The organism is uncultured Shewanella sp. (assembly GCF_947501665.1).
Taxonomy (GTDB): domain Bacteria; phylum Pseudomonadota; class Gammaproteobacteria; order Enterobacterales; family Shewanellaceae; genus Shewanella.
This window is the reverse complement of sequence record NZ_CANMWS010000016.1, coordinates 59,028-81,625: the sequence shown is the minus strand read 5'-3', so window position 1 is coordinate 81,625 and position 22,598 is coordinate 59,028. Positions and strand designations below refer to the sequence as shown.

The window sequence follows — 22,598 nt, the reverse complement described above, 5'->3', positions numbered from 1 at the left end:
AATACTAATTTACTATGTTGCATCCTATTTATTAATGCATTTGCAGTTATAACAAATGCTATATTATATATAGAATCAACCTATTACTCTAAAATGATTAGCATAAACTCTGGATTTTTTGAAAACACTGGAAAACACAATAACTGATAAAACGAGTAAGATAAGCAAGCTTTTGCCAGTCTTAATACACCTTTAACATAGAGCTCCCCCTTTTGATACTCAATAGCATCATTCACTCATGGATACAGATTAATAAAAAACAATAACATTAACGATGTTTCTATACTGTCAGTGACTCTTGCATGATAAAAAGCATCATACTGGCTCTTTGTCTGTTGGCAGTGCTGAATGCTTACAGCGTCACTTTCTAATCCAAAACCTGCTCTACCGCACATGCCATATTGAGTAAAACCTGACTGCAATGGAGCCACTTGATCGGGATAAATAAGCCAATAATCACGCCAGGTTCTACCCTGTTCATTTGGGCTTAATATTGCTTTGCGTGTTCTGTTGGCTAATTGAGTGAGTAAGAAAACAGGTGAAGCATTATGCTTTAGCAATTCTCCACACTTTATTCTACTCATACTCAGCACTGTGGGCAATGAAGGCTCATAATCGTCAAAAGGATCCGGTTGCCATGCTACATGATAAATAGGGGCAACATGGGCTGGTACCACCATATCTTGTATCAGATGCATCAATTCCCCTAAAGCGATATAACGTGTTTTGTTACTCTGCCCATTTTCAAGCTTTACAACTTGCTTGATAAAATAAGGATGCAGTGAACGCTTCATTCCCCATACATTATTCTCAATATAACCCGGTTGATTTTGTTGGTAATCATAAGCAGCATCATAAAAGTGCCAATTCCATGCCCGTGAAAAAGAAGGAGCATCAAGATCAGTATTAGCCTTTACCACTTGATCAATGGCTTGGCTATCAAATTGTAACGGCAATACATGGGGAAAATATTGCTGACAAACTGAATACATTTCAAATGCCGCTTGAGTATGTTGCTCATGTTTATCAGGATGAAATCCGAAGGTCACGCAAGGAAATAACACAAAAAACACCCATAGGGTCGACTTAATCATCTGCTGCATTTTTAATTCCTTATTCTTAAACACAACTTAAGCATGTCAGCATTAATATTCACAGTAATATTGCACTATGCTCGCCAAAAAAATGAGCGTATGACTGGGGATCTGAGTAATTTGATTAATTAATGCATTTAATTGCTCATTTGAAACAATTTGATGCGAGATGAATTTGCCTCTAGACTCTTCTAGCACAGCAAGGATCATCTGCGTATTATTCGCACCACTTAATACGGGTTGAGCACAATTCACTTTGATATTTTTAAAGCCCGCATCATGCAATAAATGATATAAGTTCAAGCCAATATTAAAATCAACACCCAGCTTATCCCCTAAAGCCAATAAAGACTGGCGAAAAACACCCAAGGTGTCTCTGTGATTGGAACTATCCCAGCTTTGATGCATCGCCTCATCAATAATCAAATACTTCTTGCCTTTATCTTGGGCTGGTTTACTTGCCTTTATTTGTTTTAAAAAAGCCAAGGGCTCCCTTAAATGCTCCATCATAAAACGCGTATAAGTAAAATCGTATTGTGCACTTGTTTTCGCTATAGTATGGGCATCTTCCTGTAAGTAATGAATGTTCTGCAATCCGCGCACTACGCTCCCCTCTCTTGATGTTGTAACTTGCTCAGAGCTGATATCAACCCCTGTGACTGTGCCCATTCCAGCCATCTGACGCGCAAGCCAAAACGACATGTAACCCGCCCCACACCCTATATCAACAATACGATTAATATTTTTAAATTGGATATGCGTTTTAATAAATGCACAACTATAAGGTGCATAAAGCTGATGTAGTAACGCCAGTCGGCTTTGCCCCAGTTCACCAACTTCATACATATAGCTGTCAGATCCCATCAATGATTATTTCCGTTGCTGTTATTGCTTAACGTCACTTAATTATGGCGGGAAATTCAAACAAAAGTAGCAAAAGAGCCAATAAACGATGAGTAATACCCATTCCATTATGTCGATGATCAATTCAGAGCCTTTCAGGTTTTTCAATTCAAGACACATTGATTGATGAATGGAGACTCCCTTTACAATGAATGCAACACTGAAGTGGGGAGCCCAAAGGCTCACCCAACCCGATTTTCAACATATTTTATGGTAGGTTAGATGTTTTCAATAACCGATTTCATGATCATTCATTCACCTATATATGAATGACATTTGTTCATCCGTAAACATCAGATGGTGGGAATGTCTGTTAAAGCAGGAGGTATTAACAACCTTGACTACAGTTAAACTAAACCAATATAAGGAGCTAATCATAGCCACCTAAAATAGCCCTTTGAGCAAGCTGCAAGTAAAGCGGTTCATGATATCGGTTATATTCTTGCAAACAGGTATAAACCAATTTAATGACATGCGGTTCACGAGATAATCTTGCCGCCGCGATGACGGTCTCAAAATTAGCCTTTATGTTTTCTTCGCCACCCTTTGGCATAAACTTTATTCCCGCAGAATAACCAAGTCCTGTACTTAAGTATGCTATAACAATCGCTTGCCAAAGCATTTTCACGGCATGTTCAACATCCTTTAAATAAGGCACGATCACCGAAAAAGCATGGCATCCCGTGACAGTATGCAATAGTGTAAAATTATTTTGGTTATGAAAGGTTTCAGCACAAAACTGCCTCACACCTGAAAACGTCAGCGTTTCAGGCTGCCATCGATGCCCACCTTTGTTTAACACTACCGCCATTTCACTCATACGGTCTACAATGATCCCTGGCGAGAAAACATACTTTTCTCCCAATGGTGCTAACCTTTCAAAGATACCGTCTAATGACTCATTAGTAGGCTGTTCGATTAATGTAAATGATTGAAACTCACTACACCAATAAGCCAAAGCAATAGCGATTTCATTGTCATGACTTGCCTCAATCGCATATGCCAAACGAATTAATGCATGAAAGGCTGACGCGGCAAGTCCAGGCATTAATAACGGTAACACTCTTTTTAATACAGCATCAGCGCCATCCATCGCCAGTTGATGTTTGAAATACTTCAAATAAGGCTTAAATTGACTTCGATCTCCTAAGTGAAACATGACATCTTCAACAGCATTAATGGACTCCAAACTGCCAATTAACGCTAATTCATCAGTGCTCGTTTGAAAAGTATGCATTAAAGTTGCTTTCGACGCCTGTAAACCTTGTAATGCCATTAATACCATAGGTAAGTGTGTGGCTAATCCTCCTCGATAAATGGGGTGGTACTGACCTGCTCGCTGAAGTAGTTCATTCAATGTCTGCGAAACATCCATAGGTTCTCTCTCTTATTATTACGTCGCTCGTAAAAACAATCACTCCTTCATGGCGTGATATTTTTCCAACAGAAAACTTAACCTTGCCTAAACAATAAGGTGTTAAACCACACTTTTAGCCTATTACTGGATCATTCTTATAGCAAGCAAGCTCTCATACAAGCTCAATATGTTAAATCTCCCTATACAAATAAAACAAGATATCACCTAAACAGGTAAAACTGTTTTCAATCACTAAGGGAGTCATTCATGCTAAAACATACCTGTAAACCACAACAATATGATTTTTGGACAAAGTTATTTCATTGGTTAATGGCCTGCATTATTATTTACACTATGTTAGCAGGTTTTAGCTTACATATTATTAAAGAAGACACGCCGCTGTGGCACTTCATTTCACAGTTGAATATATCATTAGCTTTTGTATCCTCGCTTATTTTTATTCCAAGATGGATTTGGAGCTTTTTTCGAACAGAACCTCAACAAGTTAGCCTACCCACAATACAAAAAAGTGTGGCTAATATGGTCCATTCCCTAATGTACTTTTTAATGTTCTTTGTCTATATCACAGGCTTTTTTATGTTAACTAAACCCGTTACTTTATTTGCAAAAATTCAATATACTAACCCGTTTATCGAACATAACAATATCTGTGAACTCTTTTTCTTATTACACCGATTTTCATGTTATCTATTATTTTTTATGGTTATTATTCATATCTTAGCAGTGGTAAAACATCAATATATCAATCAAAACAAAATACTCAATAAAATGCTATTCTAACTTTTATGCCAAATAAACTATCTCAATATGCAGACTTCACCATTCATTATCAGCAGTTCAAATAGGAAAATACATGTTTGCTGTTATTTATCGTTTTAGTTTACGACCCGAACAAGAAGCCATTTACCAAGAATGTTGGGCAAAAGTCGCACATTATTTTATTGAACAGTGCTGCGCCATTGGTTCCAGTCTCCATAAAGGGGAAGATGATTTGTGGGTCGCCTATTCCCGCGGGCCTAATAAAGCCACTCGGGATAAGGCTTGGCCGGGCACTGAGTCACCCAGTGACACTTTACCCGTAGACATTTGCAGGGCAATTGAACACATGCAGCAGATCAAAAAAAGTAATCAAGACTTACTCCAATATGATGAAATTTGCCTCGAGGTTGTTAACGATCTTTTATGATCTAGTCAATGTCACCTTTTGACAAAAAATAGCGCTGCCTTTATCCGCTAACAACGTTCAGGCTCACCTTAATTCAGCCTTCAATCACTTCATTGGGTAAATGAATCATGCCTTCTAAATATAATACCGCCCGACCTGAAACAAGAACTCGGCCTGCCTTAATATGACAAGTTAACTTGCCTCCTCTCTTTGATGCTTGATAAGCATTAAAGACCGACTGCTCCACGCCACTTTGTTTGAATCTTTCAGCCCATAAAGGGGCTAAGCCAGCATGAATAGAACCGGTGACAGGATCTTCATCGCCACCATTAGCAGGCCAAAAATAACGTGATATAAAATCATATTGTTTCGATTTTGCGGTTACCACCACATCTAATGGCGCCAACTGCATCAAATGCTCTTTCTTTTGTTTCACCTCTATCACATCTTTTTCATTTTCAAAAATAACAAAATAAGCCTGCTGATTAACATATACCTCTTGTGGCGGAATCGATAATCCTCTTAATAAGGCCTCGGGATACGCTTCTATTTTTTGAGGGGGCTGCTCAGGAAAGCTCATTTGAATTTCTCCTGAGGCAGTATAGTCCACCGTCATTTCACCTACGGCATCAGCAATGAAACTTATTCTTGTTAGAGGTGAACCTTCATTCATCGAACGGTTAAAAATAACAAAAGCGGTGGCCAATGTCGCATGTCCACAAAAGTCAATTTCCTTTATCGGAGAAAACCATCGAATATGATAATGATCTCGCTTATTTTTAACCACAAATGCTGTTTCTGATAAATTATTTTCAGTTGCAATCGATTGCATTACCCTATCAGGCAACCAAGATGTTGTGATCACAACTGCAGCGGTATTACCTTGAAAAGCCTTATCGGTAAACGCATCAACAAATTGAACTGCTAACTTCATTTTCTCTCTCCATACTATGCATTCATCTAAGCGCTTTGGAATATCTCCATGACAGAAGGCTCCCAATCTCACTCATTAATGCCTATTGTCTGTCAGCACCTGTTCTATAAATTACAATAAATAACCTAAACTCGGGATAAGCAGCGCCGTTTAATCGCGGTATTTAGCCAAATTAAACAACATCCATTGAGAATTAAATGGGGTTATTCTCCCTCAACATGCCAAATCCCAAACCAATAAACCACACAATTTGCCCCAGACCAAAAATAGCAGTCATCATTTCAAATAAAAATAATGTCGATAAAAATGATAATCCAGAAAAAAGGGTTAACACTCCTGATATGCCAACCACTATCCCCCAAAAATGAACCCAAGGATGAAAAATTGACTTTTTTAACCCCACATAACTGACAATGAGTACCCATATTGCGCCCACCAGTTCAATGCCCCCGCCCAAAGCATCAATCACTATCGATACACTTTGATAAATCATCATCGTTTGTTCAATACTATGATGATTATCATTGGTCAGCACATCTAAACTGGTCAAAAAAATGAGGCTACTCGCCAGCACAATGGCAGCCCATAAGTAGCCTACCGTGGTAGCAAAACACATCAACTCAGGTGCGAGTGGTTTGAAGCGCCGGTATATAGCCTGAACTAAAATAAGTAAAACAAAACTAAACACGATGCCACATACAAAATAGCCTAAAAAATAACTATCTTGATTGTCCAGCATAAACTCAACATTACGTTGTGATTTATCGACTGCCACATCCTCAATACACGGCGCTGCCGCGCAAGAAGTCATTTCAACATTACTCGGATCTAAAATAGAAAAAAACAAAACAAAACCGAATAGATAAATACATGCCTCTGTTAACGCTGCTAAGCCTCCCCACTTTTGTATTGTCATGATTAACGCTCCTTATTAACCTTAATTTACTGATGTATCCAAATGATCTTTTGATATCGCGATACCTTCAACAAACCCTAACTGACTTAAAAATAGAATGAACTAAACCACTTTAATCATTCTAAAATTAATTAATTTTTCATCATGAATAAGCACTTCTTGTTGCTTATCCACTTCAAAGCCAAAATGTTGATAAAAATGCTTAGCAGTGAGACTAACATCAGAATAAAAACGCATAATCCCAGCAAGCTGACCTTGCATAAAAATATGCTGCATTAAAGCTTTTCCCACACCGACTCCCTGATATTGATGATGACAGAAAAAATGATCAATATAACCATCCGCTTGTAAATCAGCATAACCGACTATTACTCCATTTATTTCTGCAATAAAAGGAGCGATTTTGTCCATTTTTTGCTGCCAAACGCTCAAATCAAAATCATCAGGCGCCCAAGCCATCACTTGCTCATGTGAATAATCCCGAATATTCACATGACGGATAGTATGGAAAAATAATGCCCAAGTATGGATTGCATCTGCAACACAATATTGTCTAATGTTGATCGCCAATGTCGTATCGGTGTGGGGTTCTCTCATAACAGTCTCGTTTCAGGCTATTTTAAATTATTTAATCAATATATTTCACTTATAATTAGTATACAATTTAAACTTACAAGTCAATTAATTAGTGTAATTTATCGTTAAAAGTAATATCTATTCAATATTCTAAAGAATAAAATTGATGAAAAAAATTCACCGAAATCTTATCTTTAATCCAAATCCGTTTAGATAAAAGCCTATAATGCACAACAATATATTGTGCCTTGATAACATCTCGGTATTTTAACGGTATGTAAGTGCTATTTTATGGGATTCAAGCAAGATAGCTATCTATCACGGTATTCACAACCCCGATACCTAATGAGTAAAAAGCACAACTTAGATAGGGGCAAAACTGGGGAATTACGCCACTTTGCTTATTCAAACTTTAGTTAAATTAACACCAAAGACTAAACCCTAACCTGAAACTTAAGTCTCTTGCATCAAGGCTTAGTTAACATTCCCCATTGGTTTTAACACTTGATATAACCTAAACAGGAGCCAAATAGCTCTGTTGCATGTATAGATTAATGGCCTTTAACACATGGGTTCGATTAATAGTGCCAAGCACACAGTTATTATCAACAACTGGATACACCTTAGGTTTCATTCCTGTCATTTGACCTGCCACTTCTAAAATACTGGTTTCTGGCGTCATAATAACCACATCAGTGAGCATACAATCAGCGACTGTCGCTGTAAGATCGCAATGATAACTGCTTTTTAGCATGACATCTAAACAATCTTGTTGTGTTAAGAAACCAATAATATGTTCATTTTCATTAACGACTGCCGCCCCCAGCTTATGATTATCCAGTAACTGATCAACCGCTGTCGCCAAGTTCATTTCAGGCCTTAATAGCACAGGCCGCCTATCCATATAATCTTTCACTTTAATTGAATCCATATTACTTCCCCTTAAATTCAGACTCTCTCTAAGTCTAGTTAAGATTTTCACTTAAGCGGATGGATTTACCGCTAATCAATCAAAGGTAAGCTAAAAATCTGAATCAGCACTGACAAATGGAGGAAAAAGAGCCCTGCACGAATGAGGTGAGTCGATTTTTAAATCTTATAAGTTTATATTATTATTAATTAAACACGACCATTAAGCGTCTTGGACTTATAAAATGATAAAGATAGTGTATGCTATAGATAAACAAGGAAAATGGGCATTACCCTTAATCAAAAATACGGCATTGGTTACTGTGACTCAAACAGCGAAGTTGACCGCATTTTAGCCTTAAAGCGTGTCTGGCCCATAACGTTCTATATACATTAAACAAGAAAAATGCTCATTGTGGGTATTGATGCCAATCTTAAACCATTATTGACTCTTAATGTGATAAAAGGATCTTTTTTGTTCACACTTTTTCATAAAAATATTCTCGCTCGCCTGTTATTTTTAAGCTGTCTGTTAATGGCTTTGCCCGTTCAAGCTAATGACTGGCTTAAAGTCAATATTAGTGGGGTCAATAAAACATTAGAAAAAAATATTTTGGCTCATCTTGGCAAGTTGCCTAAATCAAGCGTACAACGCCGTGCTTTCCTTTTTAATGCAAAAGATAATATCAATGCTGCATTACAATCTATGGGGTACTACCATAGCATTATCAAGCAAGAAACCACTCCACATAAAAACGCTGCATGGGCCTTCACCATTGATATCACCTTAGGTAAACCAACACGATTACAATGGATAGATATTCGTATACAAGGAGAGTTATTAGATGATCCGGTTTTTAATCAGTGGCTTAATCAGTTAAAAATACGGCCTGGTGACATACTAAACCAAGGCATATACGAGCAAATGAAATCTCAATTGATCTCTATGGCACTGGCTCGAGGTTATTTTGATGGTCAATATACCCAATCACAAATTATTGTTAACCGAGACTTAAACTTAGCCAAAATTAATTTGTATTATCAATCTGGCGACCGATACCGCTTGGGCGATGTTACTTTTGAAGGCTCAACCTTAGAGCCTTACCTACTCAACAAGCTCATTCCATTCAAAACAGGTGCCCCATATAGCAGTAGCGATCTTAATCAATTTAACCAAAAATTACTGAATACGGGATACTTCTCTAATATTCAAGTATTACCTTTAATGGATCAAGCCAAGAATGATGTGATCCCCATTAATGTGAATCTCTCTCCTCGACCGGATCATTCCATTAAATTAGGCCTTGGCGCTGATATTGGTAACACCACAGATAATAACATTGAGCCCAGAGTCAGTGTGACTTGGCAAACGCCACAAATTAATCGCTACGGGCATTCACAAACAACCACAGCCCTATGGTCTTTAAATCGGCCTAGACTGCTTACCACTTACAGCATTCCGTTAACCGATCCACTGAATGATTTACTCAAAATTCGGTTTGGCATTATTCGTGATTATTATGGACTCACGCAAGAATACAGCACCAGCAGTGAAAAATATTACAATACCGGTCAGCTCGACTCGACACAATATCTAGTGGGTGTGGCCCGCCAACACCGATTAAAAGATAAATGGGTATTTTCTTATTCTGTTGAAGCCTTGAAGGAAAAATACAATCAATCCGATGTGAATTATGATCCCCAGTTTCTCTTATTTGGCGCTAGCCTATCAAAAACAGTACGTGGAGATAACACTCTGGATCCTAAATCTGGCACAATGCAAGCGTACTCTATTGCTTATGGCGATCCCGATCTGGGTTCAACCATTCGACTGCTAAAAATGGAAGCTAAATTCAAATGGATTGAAACTTTTTTTACCAAACATCGATTTGTGTCTCGATTAGACTTAGGGATCAATGTTACCGATGACAACAATTTAGCCGAAATTTCTCCCTCACTGCGTTATTTTGCAGGCGGCGATCAGAGTATTCGAGGCTACAGCTATAATGAACTGGGTCCATATATTGATTATACCGACTCAGACGGTAATCAAATTCGAGAAGTTGTTGGGGGGCGTTACCTGATTGTTGGTAGTTTGGAATACCAATATTACTTCACTCCCTCATGGCGAGCAGCCGCTTTTATCGATGCGGGTAATGCGTATGATACTGGCCAATTTGATCCTGTTGTCTCCGTCGGCCCTGGTATTGCTTGGATTTCTCCTATCGGACCCATTCGACTGGATTTAGGCATAGGCTTACAAAAAAACGATACCTTAAATCGCCCTTGGCGGATCCACATCATGATGGGATCGGAACTATGATGAACAAGTCCACAGAAAAAAAAGACACTTCAGCCTCTGATAAGTCTGCCCAGTCCCTCTCTTTATTTAGCCGAATAAAACGCGGGTGTTGGCGCGCTTTCAAATTTTTTACTCGTAGTGCCATTTATGTTCCCCTGTTTATTTTATTATGTTGTGCCACCATTGTTGGCACTCAACTGGGCAGTCGTTTCGCTGTTTATATGGCCAACAAGCTGATCCCTGATCTCAACATGGTTTATGGCAATGGCACTATCAATAAAGGATTAAGCTTATCTTCCGTCCATTGGAAAATGCCAGGGATCAAAGTCGACATCATCAAACTAAAGATCGATTGGCAACCCTTATGCTTATTACAAAATCAACTGTGTGTAAAACAACTAAGCAGCCAAAAAGTCAGTGTCAATATTGATACTGCTAAGCTCCCCAATTCACCCGACACTCTCGATAATAAAACACACAATACAAATGATGAGGCAATCATCACATTGCCATTGGCGATTCAATTAGCCCAATCTGATCTGCGGAATATACAGGTCACAGTCAATGATATGGCTTTTGATATTAAACGCCTCAAGACTCAAGCACAGTGGACAACAACAGGTATTCGCGTCAACGACATTAACGCAACAGACTGGAAAGTGAATATACCGCTAGGGAATCCCTCCCCCAGTCCATCAAGTGCACGCCCTTTAACCAATAAAGTATCAACAAGTGCATTGGATCATACTCAAACTAAAAACACCCAATCGAGCTCAACTCATACAACGGCCAATGAGTGGGCTATGGCTCACCTGCCTCAAGTCTTTATGCCCATTCCTGTATTTGTTGAGAACCTGAGCCTCAATCAAGGCAGTTTAATATTAGGTGAACGCCAAGATGATTTTAAAAAAGTTACATTAACGGGAAGTTACCAGAGTTATCTGATCCATATCGATTCGTTTTTTGCACAACATACAGACGGTAAAATCAACCTAAAAGGCGATATACAATTAAGAGAAAATTACCCTATCGATATTCAAGCAAAGGGTGAGATAAACCAATTCAAAGCCATTCCAGCACTGAATAATCAATCATTTAATATCAATGCTTCTCAGGACTTTAGTGATCTGCAGGTCGATTTAACCGCCAAAGGACAAACCAATTTAAGCTTAAAAGGACAAATTAACCTCACTCAACCCACACTCGATTATCAAGTTGATCTCAAAGCACTGAGCATTATCTGGCCATTAGATACTGCACTTTATCAAGCTCATGATCTTCATTTTAAAAGTGAAGGCACTCTGACTCAACAAACGGCAAGCCTCACGGGCAATATCATCACCCCTTTTCAACCCGAGGCCTTCATTGAATCTGATATTAGCCATAAAGATAATACCTTAACCATTAAAACGTTTGATGCCAAAAGTCCTATGGGTAACATCACACTCAATGGTTTTTTATCCTATGCTGATGATATTCAATGGCAAGCCAATGTCACGACAGAAAAGCTCGATGCCAGTCAAATAGAATTAGCATCTTTAGATACAGATAAAGATAAAGATAAAGATACAAATTATCTTATTCCCATGAGCCAAATAACAGGGTCATTTTCCACTGCAGGCAAAGTCAACCTTAATCATAAAACATGGCAAGTCTCAATCAATAATACCGACTTACACGGCACTATCGATAGCTACCCTTTGACACTGACAGGGGATCTCTCTATCAATAATGATTTTCAACTCAGTGCAAATAAGCTCAATTTAACCGCATTGCAAAGTCAATTAACCCTCAATGGAGATGTGACCAACAATTGGTCACTTAACGGTAAGTTATCGATACCTGAGTTACAGCTTTGGGATCCAAATGCCGCTGGCGCCATTAACGCCAATATAAGGATTACAGGGGAAGCATCTCAACCACAAGCAAATACCGAATTTGCTATAAATAATATCAGCTATTTAGATTACACTCTTGATAAAGCAAACTTATCTGGCACCATTAACTTATTTGACAACCATGCCTTTGACCTCAAGCTATCAGCCGATAATATCGATCTCAATGCCCTATCTTTAACAACGGCCAATGTTCAGGTTAAAGGTAACTCTCAACATCAAGAAACCAAAATCACAACTTTAGGGGATCTCGCACTTAAGAGTCAAATCAGCAGTGATTCGAATCTAGAAAAAAAACAATTTAATGCTAATATCAATCAGTTATCTCTCAATTCTATACTCTCTGAAACCAAACTCATTACTCCCATTGCCATCTCTTGGGATGGCACACAGCAGCAAGGTACTGTCACCCCTTTTTGTTTACAAGATGCGCAGGGAAAACTCTGTGTCACAGACAAAGCGGCTTTCGGCATTCAAGGGCAGTTTGCAATGAATTATCAAGGAAATTTAGGGACTTTAATCACCCCCTTATTGCCTAATCAAGTATCATGGGATGGCTTAGCTCAACTGACAACGCAACTTAAATGGACTAAAGATACTTCACCAATAGGCCGCTTATCATTATCGCTATCGCCTGGCAGTTTAACTCTTACACAATTAAATAATAGACAACATACCCCTGTGGAAATAAAATATGAGTCAGCCAATTTTGATGCCTTATTGGATCCTAAAAAAATACAGACCACTTTAACGCTAACGTCAGATAATATCGCCAGTATTAATAGCCGACTGAGTATCAATATTGCCCCTGATGATAGACAGTTATCAGGTTATGTCAAACTCAACCAAGTCAAGCTCAGTCTCATTGCCAATTTTTTCCCTCAATTAGATACCCTCACAGGTGATCTCACCAGTGACTTTACCATTGCGGGTACACTCAGCTCGCCTACATTATCAGGTCATGTCACCTTAAAAGAAGCCAGTATATTAACAGCAGCTAACCCAACTTTAATTGATGATTTAAACCTCAAAGTCACATTAGCAGGGCAAAAAGCAAATATTAACGGTCAGTGGAAAATGGGGGATGGCACCGCAAGTTCTCAAGGGGAAATTGACTGGTCTCAAAACCGTCCCAAAGCCCGATTCACACTAAAAGGGAGTCAATTATCCATTATTCAACCTCCTCTAGCTATTTTAAAATTAGCCCCGGATCTTGTTATTGATATCGCTGACAATACAATGAATGTCACCGGGGAGCTCGATGCACCAAGTGGTGAAATAACCATCGTTGAGTTACCCGAGGGAGGCGTCGCCGTTTCAAAAGATGTGATCTTTCAAGATAGTATCGCAACTCAAGAAAAAGCTGCCAACCCTATGATCATGACAGCGAATTTAACAATGAAAGTCGGGGAACAATTAAGCATAGAAGGAATGGGATTAACAGGTCGGTTAACGGGAAAATTAAATTTAAAGCAAACCGAGCAAAACCAAACTCAGCTATTCGGCGAAATAAAAATCATTGATGGCACTTACAAATTTATGGGACAAACGTTGATCATTAATACCGGAGAATTGCAATTTATAGGCCCCATGGATGAACCTAGTTTGAATATTGAAGCCGTTCGAGAAATTAAAACCGATGATATTACCGCAGGTGTACGCATAACTGGCACCCCTAAAAAACCCATTGTTACCCTGTTCTCTTCTCCCGCAATGGAACAAGCAGAAATTCTCTCTTATATTCTCAAAGGAACAGGCCTTGAAGACGGTAACGACTCCCTGATGCTCACCGCCGCTTTTACCTTAAGTCAGCAGGCCGGTGTTGGCACAGGCACCATCAGCAATTTAACGAACACCGCGACAGGCTTGATTGAAAAGCTGGGCTTTTCTAATGTCCAACTCGATACCAATGATGATGGAAAAGTCGCGATCAGTGGCTATATTGGCGACAAACTCATGGTGAAATATGGCATGGGTGTTTTTGATACTGGGTATGAGATGACGGTTCGCTATTATTTACTGTCTCAGCTTTATCTCGAAACCGTATCGGGCGCGTTGGAACAGTCTCTCGACTTATATTACAATTTTAACTTATAATATAGCTAAATCAATATACTCGAGAAGTAGATAAGCAGAAATGAGCTCAAACGTCACAAGAACGGGAGTATCAACCTAATGGCATATCTCACATATTTGCAACTGAGTGGCCTACTTGCCTTATTTTACTTATTTCCAGTACAAGGTAAGGAAAATCAAAAACAGTATGTTTATTATTCCGTTGAAGATATCAACAATGTCGCTAATCTTCCAGCCCCACAACTCCCAGTAAAAGCCTTATCTAAAGCCATATCTTACTGGCAACAGTCCAACCCTAATCTCACTTTTTTACCCTCAAAGGATCCCAGTATTGAAATAAAGTGGCAAAAATATGCTTCAAGTACACACTTAGGGCTAGCCACTTGCCTCTCTACCGGTGAAAACAAGCCTAAACATTGCGTGTTAGACATTTCTTTAGGTGCCCGTAATTGCCAAGGACAATTTGTGCAAAGTGATGAAAATATGGTGATCAACATTATTATGCATGAAATAGGACATGCTTTAGGACTCGGCCACCATACTGACTCCAATCATTTGATGTACTCTCCCCTAGCTGATAGTAAACCTGATGGGCGTTTTAACCGAAAAGGCTATACCATCCCCAGCCAATTAAACGCACTGTATCTCGGACAAGAAGACCTGCTCAGTCAAGAGGCAAGCTTGAAAGCAGACATGGACTCGCTGGATTTAGATATTAGCCAAGAAAAAATACGTTATAATGATTATTATCAGCAATACCAGTATTACAACAATAAAAGTTTAACTGAAAGCCAATACCGTCAGGCAACTGAAATAACTGAAGAAGTGAATAAACAAGCCAACAACATCAATGCGTTAGTCGAAAAACGTAATGCACTAACCCATCAAATCAACCAAACTATTAATGAATTAGGCTGTTTTCCCAATTTTAATGTGCGCCGTTAATCCCATGTATAGCGATCGCTAAATCAAGATAAGACAGCAAGAGACACACTCTGGAAAACGAAGAATAAGAATAAATGCCCTGAGAATCAGGGCATTATTATAATTAAAGCGCGAAAAAGAAATTAAGCTTCTTCGCCTAAATACTCAGAGCTAGACAGATGTAAATAATGTAAATAACGCTCATATTGCGTCACCACATCAGCCAGCAACTGCTCTTGGGTATAACCCATGACATCATAATGTTGACCACCATGCTCCAAGAATACTTCAACACGATAATAGCTTTCCTCACCTTCTTTAATTTCACTTTCAATGGGGTTAGGAATGGTATGCTCACGAATACGTAAACCGTAAACGAAATCATGTTGTTCATCTTCTTTAATCACAAAGCGCACGCGATCGCCAATATAACGCATTTCAGCTTGAATGTTACGTTTGACAAAACTACGGCACGCTTTAGAAATGGCTGGGGCAGCAATGTCTTTTAAAAAAGTTTGCGCCTCTTCATGGCTAGGATGGCACACAAGTACATCAATGCGCTCTTCCCAACTCATATTAGTTTCTGCGTATTGCACACTGGTATTATGAGATTGTACGCTATTAAGCTTAAGCCAATCATCTTTAAGGGCTTTAAACAGACCTAAACACATGAGTAGCATCACCAATAAAAAAGGTAATGCGCTGGCAATCGTTATCGTTTGTAGTGCTTGTAATCCACCCGCAAGCAAGAGTACCGATGCCACGACACCTTGTAACAATGCCCAAAAAATTCGCTGCCAAACTGGCGCTTCAGTGTCCCCACCTGAGGTCAAATTATCAATCACTAAAGAGCCTGAATCCGATGATGTCACAAAAAAGGTCACCACGAGACACAAGCCAATACTTGATAATAATGTGGGCATAGGTAAGTATTCGAAAAACTTAAATAATGCTACCGATACATCCGATGATACCGCTTCTTTCAGGTATAAAGCCCCATGATGACTAATGGCATCAATCGCCGTATTTCCAAACACGGTCATCCACAAAAAAGTAAACGCTGTGGGTACAAACAATACCCCGACAAGAAACTCTCTAATCGTACGGCCCCGTGAAATACGTGCAATGAAAGTGCCCACAAAAGGTGACCAAGAAATCCACCAGCCCCAGTAAAGGAGTGTCCAGCCTCCTAGCCAGTCATTTTTTTGCTCATAAGCATATAAGTTAAACGTTTTACCCACCAGATCACTTAAGTAGCCGCCCGTATTTTGAACAAAAGCGCGCAATAAATCCACGGTTGGCCCAAACAACAGGACAAACACCAATAATAAAAAGGCCAGCCCTAAATTAAGCTCACTGAGTCGTTTAACACCTTTATCCAATCCAGAAAAAACAGATAAAGTCGCAATCAGAGTAATGGCAATAATTAAGACCACTTGCACAGTCGTCGAAATCGGCACATCTAATAAATAATTCAGCCCAGAATTTAGCTGTAATACGCCAAAGCCTAAAGACGTCGCCACACCAAACATGGTGCCCAATACCGCGAAAGTATCCACAGCATGACCGATTGGTCCATAGATACGCTCGCCAATGAGAGGATACAGGGCACTGCGAGGTAATAGCGGTAATTTATGACGATAAGAAAAATAGGCTAAGCTGAGGGCAACAACAGCATAAATAGCCCATGCATGGATCCCCCAATGGAAAAAGGTGATTTTCATGGCCTCTTTTGCCGCCGCAATGGTTTCTGGCGTCGCATCAGGTGGCGCTAAGAAATGCATAACAGGCTCAGCCACACCAAAAAACATCAAGCCAATGCCCATTCCCGCAGAAAAAAGCATCGCAATCCAGCTTTTGTAGCTATAGTCCGGCTCAGCATGATCAGGGCCCAGTTTGATGTCTCCAAACCGACTGACCATAAGAAAAATAATGAAAATAAGAAAAACGGCAACACCAAGAATATACAACCATCCAGTTTTAGCTTCCAGCCATTGTTGTAATGATTTAAAGATAACTTGAGATTGTTCGGGCCAAAATGCCCCAATTGATACCAGTAAAAAAATAAGTAATACAGATGAAAAAAACACAGGAGCATTGATGCTCGACTTGATCATTTTAACCTCTCAGAATGAACCATTACGCTCCACATAACACACGGTTATGCTAAAATGGATCTTCAACTCCAGAGTGATAACACATGAAAAAAACAGCATTGTTTATTTCAAACAAAAGCATCAAAATAGCAAGGATGCTCTCTTTTTTAAAATAAAAATACTATCAATAAGTTAAAATCAAAATATTGGAGTGAATACCGATTCAACTCAATAAAGGATATTCGATAACGTGGCTTACCCAGCCCCAGTGATCCGCGCAGGTATTTCAGCCAAACGCTATTGAATCGCCTTTCTTTCCACACAGCAAGGCGTAATGTTAACACAGACCAAAGACTGAAAGTAATTCGTTATCAACAAATATTAATCATCCGATGAGTGCGTTATGTATCTAATACGTTACTAACAACCATAGTGCATAACAAAAAAGCCCCCCGTTAAAGGCGGCTTAATCACAAAACATAAGTGACTTTCCATCACACTATTTAAGTGTTACTTTGCCCAAGCTCAACAGGCATATCATCGCGCAAACTTTGCCACATCACACCACTATTAATGCCATAATTACGCATTAATGAAGTCACTTCATGATAATGACCACTTTGTGCTAACACTTCGAGCTGTTTATAAAAATCCAGTGCTAACGCTCTGGCATCACTGCTGGAAAAATAATAACGACCGACACGGCTATAAAGACCTTTAAATCCATTTAAAATAAGCACATATAAAGGATTACCTGAAGAAAAAGCCAAGGTGTGCTGTAATTGATAATCAAAATCAGCATAAGCTTGCGCTGTATCTTCTAAAGTGTGGATTTGCGCCAAAATATCCACGGCTTTATCAGGATTATTGCGAATAGCGCCTTTAAAATAAATCGCGCTGACATTGCTTCTTGCTGACAGCAATTGATCCACGAGTTCAGGAAAACCATCTGGATTTAATTCTGCGATGGTCTCTAAAATATTCAGCCCCGACGTTTCCCAAAAATTATTAACTCGAGTGGGTTTACCATGCTGAATCGTCAACCATCCATCACGTGCAAGACGCTGAAGCACTTCCCGTAAGGTCGTTCGTGTGACGCCAATTAACTCAGACAACTCTCTTTCGGCGGGTAAAATGGAACCTGGGGGGAACTTATTGTCCCAAATGGACCGTACAATATACTTTTCTGCAAAGCTTGCAGGACCTTTGGCATTGATTATCATCAGCCCTTGTCATCCCATTATTAGCATTAACTTGTCTACTGATCATACCAGAGCCATAAAAAATGGAAACCTTATCTCTCACATTTCTCTCACCCAAATCAACATATTGACGTTTAAATGAACGTATTTGACAAAAAGTCATGTTTTTTTGAAAAATTCACCAATTAAGATTCCTTAATCTAAAACTTCCCTGTATTTTACAACCAACAAATTTATTGGGCCCTTACTTTGATTTTAGCTATTTCAACGTTAAAAATGTTGTTAAAATGTTCTCCAATGTAAATCAAAGTAATTATTATCTGAGAAAAATTTATGACGACGACTATGAGTCAAGCCTTTATTCATAACTTCTTAGGCCAATCGCCTAAATGGTTTAAGCTGACAATCTTAACTTTCCTCATCATCAACCCCATTATTTTTTATATCGATCCCTTTACTGCTGGCTGGTTGTTAGTCATCGAATTTATTTTTACACTCGCCATGGCCCTCAAATGCTATCCACTTCAACCCGGCGGCTTATTGGCCATTGAAGCCATTGCAATTGGCATGACCTCCCCTAGCCAAGTGCTCTATGAAATTGAAGCTAACTTAGAAGTATTACTGCTACTTATTTTCATGGTGGCAGGGATTTATTTCATGAAACAGCTATTGCTGTTTATTTTCACCAAAATCATTACGCAAATTCGCTCAAAAATAGCTGTCTCTTTAATGTTTTGTATTGCTTCAGCATTTTTATCAGCTTTTCTTGATGCACTGACTGTCATTGCCGTCATTATTACTGTTGCGGTCGGATTTTATAGCGTCTATCACAAGGTGGCTTCAGGTAAAAATTTTACTGATAATCATGACCATACCAGTGACAGCCACGAACAATTGTGCGAAGAAGAATTAGAGTCTTTCAGAGGTTTCTTACGTAATTTATTGATGCATGCGGGGGTTGGTACGGCTTTAGGCGGCGTCGCCACTATGGTGGGTGAACCTCAAAACCTGATTATCGCCGCACAAGCTAATTGGAGTTTTGGGGAGTTTTTCTTACGTATGGCCCCCATTACTATGCCTGTCCTGGTGGCGGGTGTGATCACTTGCTTTTTCGTTGAGAAATTCAAAATATTTGGTTACGGTCAGCAATTACCTGATGCCGTGCATAAAATTTTATCCGAATTTGCGGCTTATGAAGACGCGCACCGTACCCCCCATGATAAAATGAAACTGATTATTCAAGCCCTTGTCGGCGTTTGGCTTATCGCAGGCCTTGCGCTTCATTTAGCCTCTGTCGGTTTAATTGGTTTATCGGTTATTATTTTAGCCACTGCATTTAATGGCATCACCAATGAGCACTCTCTGGGTAAAGCCTTTGAAGAAGCCTTGCCTTTTACTGCTCTTTTGGCCGTCTTTTTTGCTATTGTTGCAGTGATTATCGACCAACAACTTTTTGCTCCGGTGATCCAATGGGCGCTGAGTTTTGAAGGTAACACGCAATTAGTGATTTTTTATATCGCCAATGGCTTATTATCAATGGTGAGTGACAATGTCTTCGTCGGCACGGTTTATATTAACGAAGTTAAAACCGCCCTACTGGATGGCCGAATTAGCCGCGATCAATTTGATTTATTAGCTGTTGCCATTAATACAGGAACCAATTTACCTTCTGTCGCCACCCCCAATGGTCAAGCGGCATTCTTATTCTTACTGACTTCGGCTATCGCCCCCCTCGTCCGCTTATCTTATGGTCGTATGGTCTGGATGGCACTGCCTTACACTATTGTGTTATCGATTATTGGTATCTTGATGATCCAGCTAGGCACGCTAGAGCATTTCACCCAAATGCTCTATGATAATCAACTGATTTCTGAAGCCTCGGGCATCGTAAACAAAGCAACATCTAATCACTAAGAATGATACACTTAGGTAGAATTTAGGCTTTAATTGAAACGCACTTCTCACAGTGCGTTTTATTTAGGAGAACTCTTTTGAACACTTTGATTCATTTTGCACAATCCCGCCTAGCTTGGTTAACGCTGACAATGGGGTCAGCCTTACTGCTTATCATCGCCCTGTTTTTTCAATATGGCCTCTATCTTAGCCCTTGTGTAATGTGTATCTACCAGCGACTTGCTGTGGTCGGCTTGATTGTGGCGGGTATTATCGGCACATTGGGTTATCGCTCTCGCTTCATCCGCTTTTTGGCCATAATCCTTTGGGGAGTAAGCAGTATTTGGGGGCTTAAATTTGCCATCGACTTGGTCAATCTACAAACCAACCCTTCCCCTTTTGCCACTTGTGCGTTTTTACCCGAATTCCCAAGCTGGATGCCCTTACATGAATGGTTCCCCAGTGTTTTCATGCCATCAGGCATGTGTACAGACACGCCCTGGATTTTTGGCGGGTTGTCTATGAGTCAATGGATGATAGGCATTTTCAGTGCCTACTGCATTGCTTTAGTCATATTCATCATTCCAGCCCTAATGAAAAATGTAAATACACCTCATCGCCCCATGTTCAAAATGTAAGTGTTCAATACTTAACAGTCATGCCGTTATATCAATGAAAAATGCGACCTTTTTCAAGGCCGCATTTTTTATTTTATTCATCCCCTCCAAAGAAGCCACAGTGAAGCCGCTCGTTGAGCAATAGCAAAAAATAACTTATCAATTAACAGTGTCAACAGCCCATTTGACTGACAAGGCTAGTTTAGGAATACCATGGGATGGCACCCATCTTTTATATTCCACAAAACCATGCTTTTTATATAAATTAATGGCAGGACTATTCGCTACTGCCGTTTCAACAATGGCTTGTGAGCAATCCATTTGGGCCAATACATAACGAATTAACTGATCAGCAAGCCCCCTTCTAACGTATTCAGGGTCAACCGTTAAGCTGTGAATATCCAGTTGCTGCTTGGTCACTTCAATTTCAATCACCGCCGCAAGCACTTCATGGCGTTTTATCCCATAAAACTCACTGTTCGTCCGCTCAATATCTTTCACCCAGCGCCGTAAAGGCGGGAAATCAGCCACACCAATCAATTGCGCTTCTTGTTGATAGGCACGCTGAAAAACCCTAAAAATCTGCCTCGATACTGCTTCATTTTTATGTTCCAGTTTTTCTATCATCACTCTTGCCACTCCATGGAAATTCATTTCGTATGTTGCATCATTAAGTAAATGATGCAACATAAATAGTCAATAAAATCTGTAAATTAACGCAATATCAAATTCAAATCTTAGTGGCATTAATGCATCATCATGTTGGCGGCCATCACCAACAATAACACGGCAAAGATTTTCTTAATGGTTGATACTGGTAAGTAATGTGTCGCTTTAGCGCCTAAAGGCGCGGTAAACCAAGACGTGCACACAATCCCCAATAAAGCCGGTAAATAAACGAATCCAGCAAACCCATCTGCTAACGCAAAATGCGCACTGCCTGAGCTGATGTAACCGATTGAACCAAATAAAGCGATAACAATCCCGCAAGCAGATGCACACCCAATGGCTTTTTTCATGTCCAGTGAGAAAAACGTCAGCAAAGGCACTAATAGAGCACCACCGCCGATGCCTATCATGGCAGATAAACCACCCGTGATGGTGGTAAAAAAGGTTAACAGTCCTTTATTCGGCATTTGTCGCTCAGTCGCCGTGTCACTTTTGGTGCTGCTATACAGCATTTTGCACGCGATGAGTACCACACTGATAACAAACACTAAACGAACCGTTTGTTCGGGTAAGAGTGCAGCCATAAAGCCGCTGATCAGCGCACCCAGCGCCACGCCAGTCATGATCCAAGGCGCAAGCTCCCAAGGCACATTGCCCTTTTTATGATGGGCAATGGCCGAAGAAGTGGATGTGAATAATATTGACGCCAATGACGTTGCAATGGCAACGATAACCACCTGCTCAGAGGGTAAAACATCAAAGTGAAGTAAAATACTGCTCAGCACGGGTACAATAATTAATCCGCCGCCAATGCCTAACAGGCCCGCTAAAAAACCAACGCCACTGCCCAATAACGCGCAAAATATTATCAATAACACTAATTCACTCATTCAGCTCACTTCTTATTTCATCGAGGGTTAATAAACGCCAATCAATATAGCTGACACCCGCGCTAACATTCAAATAAATAGCTGATGAATATTTCTCATGTTGAAGGTGAAATAAATGCGCTTTTCATCTTGACGCGAACCCAGTATAAAACTCACTAA

18 protein-coding genes are annotated in these 22,598 nt (G+C 39.7%); 7 read left to right on the top strand and 11 right to left on the bottom strand.

The window, feature by feature from the left end; genetic code table 11:
• Positions 1–236: 236 nt before the first annotated feature.
• The 3 genes from Q0976_RS13615 to Q0976_RS13605 all read right to left on the bottom strand — a co-directional run bounded on the left by Q0976_RS13615 (position 237) and on the right by Q0976_RS13605 (position 3,372).
• Positions 237–1,103 (bottom strand): hypothetical protein, encoded by an 867-nt coding sequence (locus Q0976_RS13615; protein WP_299494383.1) that lies wholly within the window; start codon positions 1,101–1,103, stop codon positions 237–239.
• Positions 1,104–1,145: 42 nt separating this feature from the next.
• Positions 1,146–1,958 (bottom strand): class I SAM-dependent methyltransferase, encoded by an 813-nt coding sequence (locus Q0976_RS13610; protein WP_299494382.1) that lies wholly within the window; start codon positions 1,956–1,958, stop codon positions 1,146–1,148.
• A gap of 409 nt (positions 1,959–2,367) precedes the next feature.
• A complete protein-coding gene (locus tag Q0976_RS13605; RefSeq protein WP_299494381.1) occupies positions 2,368–3,372 on the bottom strand; it encodes a questin oxidase family protein in 1,005 nt (334 codons plus the stop codon).
• Positions 3,373–3,621: 249 nt separating this feature from the next.
• Between Q0976_RS13605 and Q0976_RS13600 the strand changes: the two genes are divergently transcribed.
• Together Q0976_RS13600 and Q0976_RS13595 are read left to right on the top strand one after the other, a co-directional pair.
• Complete coding sequence (locus Q0976_RS13600) at positions 3,622–4,155, top strand: cytochrome b/b6 domain-containing protein (protein ID WP_299494380.1); 534 nt, start codon at positions 3,622–3,624, stop codon at positions 4,153–4,155.
• Positions 4,156–4,228: 73 nt separating this feature from the next.
• Entirely contained in the window at positions 4,229–4,561 is a 333-nt protein-coding gene (locus Q0976_RS13595; RefSeq protein ID WP_299494379.1) for a hypothetical protein, read from the top strand.
• 73 nt (positions 4,562–4,634) lie between these two features.
• Here Q0976_RS13595 and Q0976_RS13590 read toward each other — a convergent pair whose 3' ends face one another.
• From Q0976_RS13590 to Q0976_RS13575, 4 genes are all read right to left on the bottom strand, one after another.
• A complete protein-coding gene (locus Q0976_RS13590) occupies positions 4,635–5,474 on the bottom strand; it encodes a PhzF family phenazine biosynthesis protein (protein ID WP_299494378.1) in 840 nt (279 codons plus the stop codon).
• A 193-nt stretch (positions 5,475–5,667) separates the two neighbouring features.
• Positions 5,668–6,390, bottom strand: a complete 723-nt coding sequence (locus Q0976_RS13585; RefSeq protein WP_299494377.1) for a DUF4386 family protein — start codon at positions 6,388–6,390, stop codon at positions 5,668–5,670.
• Between the two features lie 102 nt (positions 6,391–6,492).
• The gene (locus Q0976_RS13580) at positions 6,493–6,987 is read right to left on the bottom strand and encodes a GNAT family N-acetyltransferase (RefSeq protein WP_299494376.1); all 495 of its coding nucleotides are present in this window, start codon (positions 6,985–6,987) and stop codon (positions 6,493–6,495) included.
• A gap of 493 nt (positions 6,988–7,480) precedes the next feature.
• Positions 7,481–7,897 (bottom strand): CBS domain-containing protein, encoded by a 417-nt coding sequence (locus Q0976_RS13575; protein WP_299494375.1) that lies wholly within the window; start codon positions 7,895–7,897, stop codon positions 7,481–7,483.
• Between the two features lie 453 nt (positions 7,898–8,350).
• Between Q0976_RS13575 and Q0976_RS13570 the strand changes: the two genes are divergently transcribed.
• From Q0976_RS13570 to Q0976_RS13560, 3 genes are all read left to right on the top strand, one after another.
• Entirely contained in the window at positions 8,351–10,198 is a 1,848-nt protein-coding gene (locus tag Q0976_RS13570; RefSeq protein ID WP_366525078.1) for an autotransporter assembly complex family protein, read from the top strand.
• Positions 10,195–14,169 (top strand): translocation/assembly module TamB domain-containing protein, encoded by a 3,975-nt coding sequence (locus tag Q0976_RS13565; protein WP_299494374.1) that lies wholly within the window; start codon positions 10,195–10,197, stop codon positions 14,167–14,169. The genes Q0976_RS13570 and Q0976_RS13565 overlap by 4 nt, the downstream gene beginning before the upstream one ends.
• Before the next feature lie 78 nt (positions 14,170–14,247).
• On the top strand, positions 14,248–15,093 hold the full coding sequence (locus Q0976_RS13560; RefSeq protein ID WP_299494373.1) for a matrixin family metalloprotease: 846 nt from the start codon (positions 14,248–14,250) through the stop codon (positions 15,091–15,093).
• Positions 15,094–15,215: 122 nt separating this feature from the next.
• Here the strand turns inward: Q0976_RS13560 and Q0976_RS13555 are convergent, their stop codons facing one another.
• Together Q0976_RS13555 and fadR are read right to left on the bottom strand one after the other, a co-directional pair.
• Positions 15,216–17,189, bottom strand: a complete 1,974-nt coding sequence (locus Q0976_RS13555) for a BCCT family transporter (RefSeq protein WP_299494372.1) — start codon at positions 17,187–17,189, stop codon at positions 15,216–15,218.
• Positions 17,190–17,671: 482 nt separating this feature from the next.
• Complete coding sequence (fadR, locus tag Q0976_RS13550) at positions 17,672–18,391, bottom strand: fatty acid metabolism transcriptional regulator FadR (protein WP_299494371.1); 720 nt, start codon at positions 18,389–18,391, stop codon at positions 17,672–17,674.
• A 312-nt stretch (positions 18,392–18,703) separates the two neighbouring features.
• Between fadR and nhaB the strand changes: the two genes are divergently transcribed.
• On the top strand, positions 18,704–20,284 hold the full coding sequence (nhaB, locus tag Q0976_RS13545) for a sodium/proton antiporter NhaB (protein ID WP_299494370.1): 1,581 nt from the start codon (positions 18,704–18,706) through the stop codon (positions 20,282–20,284).
• 77 nt (positions 20,285–20,361) lie between these two features.
• On the top strand, positions 20,362–20,901 hold the full coding sequence (gene dsbB, locus Q0976_RS13540) for a disulfide bond formation protein DsbB (protein ID WP_299494368.1): 540 nt from the start codon (positions 20,362–20,364) through the stop codon (positions 20,899–20,901).
• Between the two features lie 138 nt (positions 20,902–21,039).
• On the opposite strand, the gene Q0976_RS13535 is transcribed toward dsbB, so the two are convergent.
• Together Q0976_RS13535 and Q0976_RS13530 are read right to left on the bottom strand one after the other, a co-directional pair.
• Positions 21,040–21,570, bottom strand: coding sequence for a GNAT family N-acetyltransferase (locus Q0976_RS13535; RefSeq protein ID WP_366525077.1), 531 nt, complete (start codon positions 21,568–21,570; stop codon positions 21,040–21,042).
• A 56-nt stretch (positions 21,571–21,626) separates the two neighbouring features.
• Positions 21,627–22,439, bottom strand: coding sequence for a sulfite exporter TauE/SafE family protein (locus Q0976_RS13530; protein WP_299494367.1), 813 nt, complete (start codon positions 22,437–22,439; stop codon positions 21,627–21,629).
• Positions 22,440–22,598: the final 159 nt, after the last annotated feature.

What these genes read in the sequence shown, in the direction of transcription:
- Q0976_RS13610 (WP_299494382.1), bottom strand. Translation starts at nt 1,958, where the DNA reads ATGGGATCTGACAGCTATATGTATGAAGTTGGTGAACTGGGGCAAAGC.
- Q0976_RS13585 (WP_299494377.1), bottom strand. Translation starts at nt 6,390, where the DNA reads ATGACAATACAAAAGTGGGGAGGCTTAGCAGCGTTAACAGAGGCATGT.
- fadR (WP_299494371.1), bottom strand. Translation starts at nt 18,391, where the DNA reads ATGATAATCAATGCCAAAGGTCCTGCAAGCTTTGCAGAAAAGTATATT.
- Q0976_RS13565 (WP_299494374.1), top strand. Translation starts at nt 10,195, where the DNA reads ATGATGAACAAGTCCACAGAAAAAAAAGACACTTCAGCCTCTGATAAG.
- Q0976_RS13580 (WP_299494376.1), bottom strand. Translation starts at nt 6,987, where the DNA reads ATGAGAGAACCCCACACCGATACGACATTGGCGATCAACATTAGACAA.
- Q0976_RS13600 (WP_299494380.1), top strand. Translation starts at nt 3,622, where the DNA reads ATGCTAAAACATACCTGTAAACCACAACAATATGATTTTTGGACAAAG.
- Q0976_RS13575 (WP_299494375.1), bottom strand. Translation starts at nt 7,897, where the DNA reads ATGGATTCAATTAAAGTGAAAGATTATATGGATAGGCGGCCTGTGCTA.
- Q0976_RS13535 (WP_366525077.1), bottom strand. Translation starts at nt 21,570, where the DNA reads ATGTTGCATCATTTACTTAATGATGCAACATACGAAATGAATTTCCAT.
- nhaB (WP_299494370.1), top strand. Translation starts at nt 18,704, where the DNA reads ATGACGACGACTATGAGTCAAGCCTTTATTCATAACTTCTTAGGCCAA.
- Q0976_RS13615 (WP_299494383.1), bottom strand. Translation starts at nt 1,103, where the DNA reads ATGCAGCAGATGATTAAGTCGACCCTATGGGTGTTTTTTGTGTTATTT.
- Q0976_RS13560 (WP_299494373.1), top strand. Translation starts at nt 14,248, where the DNA reads ATGGCATATCTCACATATTTGCAACTGAGTGGCCTACTTGCCTTATTT.
- Q0976_RS13590 (WP_299494378.1), bottom strand. Translation starts at nt 5,474, where the DNA reads ATGAAGTTAGCAGTTCAATTTGTTGATGCGTTTACCGATAAGGCTTTT.
- Q0976_RS13555 (WP_299494372.1), bottom strand. Translation starts at nt 17,189, where the DNA reads ATGATCAAGTCGAGCATCAATGCTCCTGTGTTTTTTTCATCTGTATTA.
- Q0976_RS13605 (WP_299494381.1), bottom strand. Translation starts at nt 3,372, where the DNA reads ATGGATGTTTCGCAGACATTGAATGAACTACTTCAGCGAGCAGGTCAG.
- Q0976_RS13530 (WP_299494367.1), bottom strand. Translation starts at nt 22,439, where the DNA reads ATGAGTGAATTAGTGTTATTGATAATATTTTGCGCGTTATTGGGCAGT.
- Q0976_RS13595 (WP_299494379.1), top strand. Translation starts at nt 4,229, where the DNA reads ATGTTTGCTGTTATTTATCGTTTTAGTTTACGACCCGAACAAGAAGCC.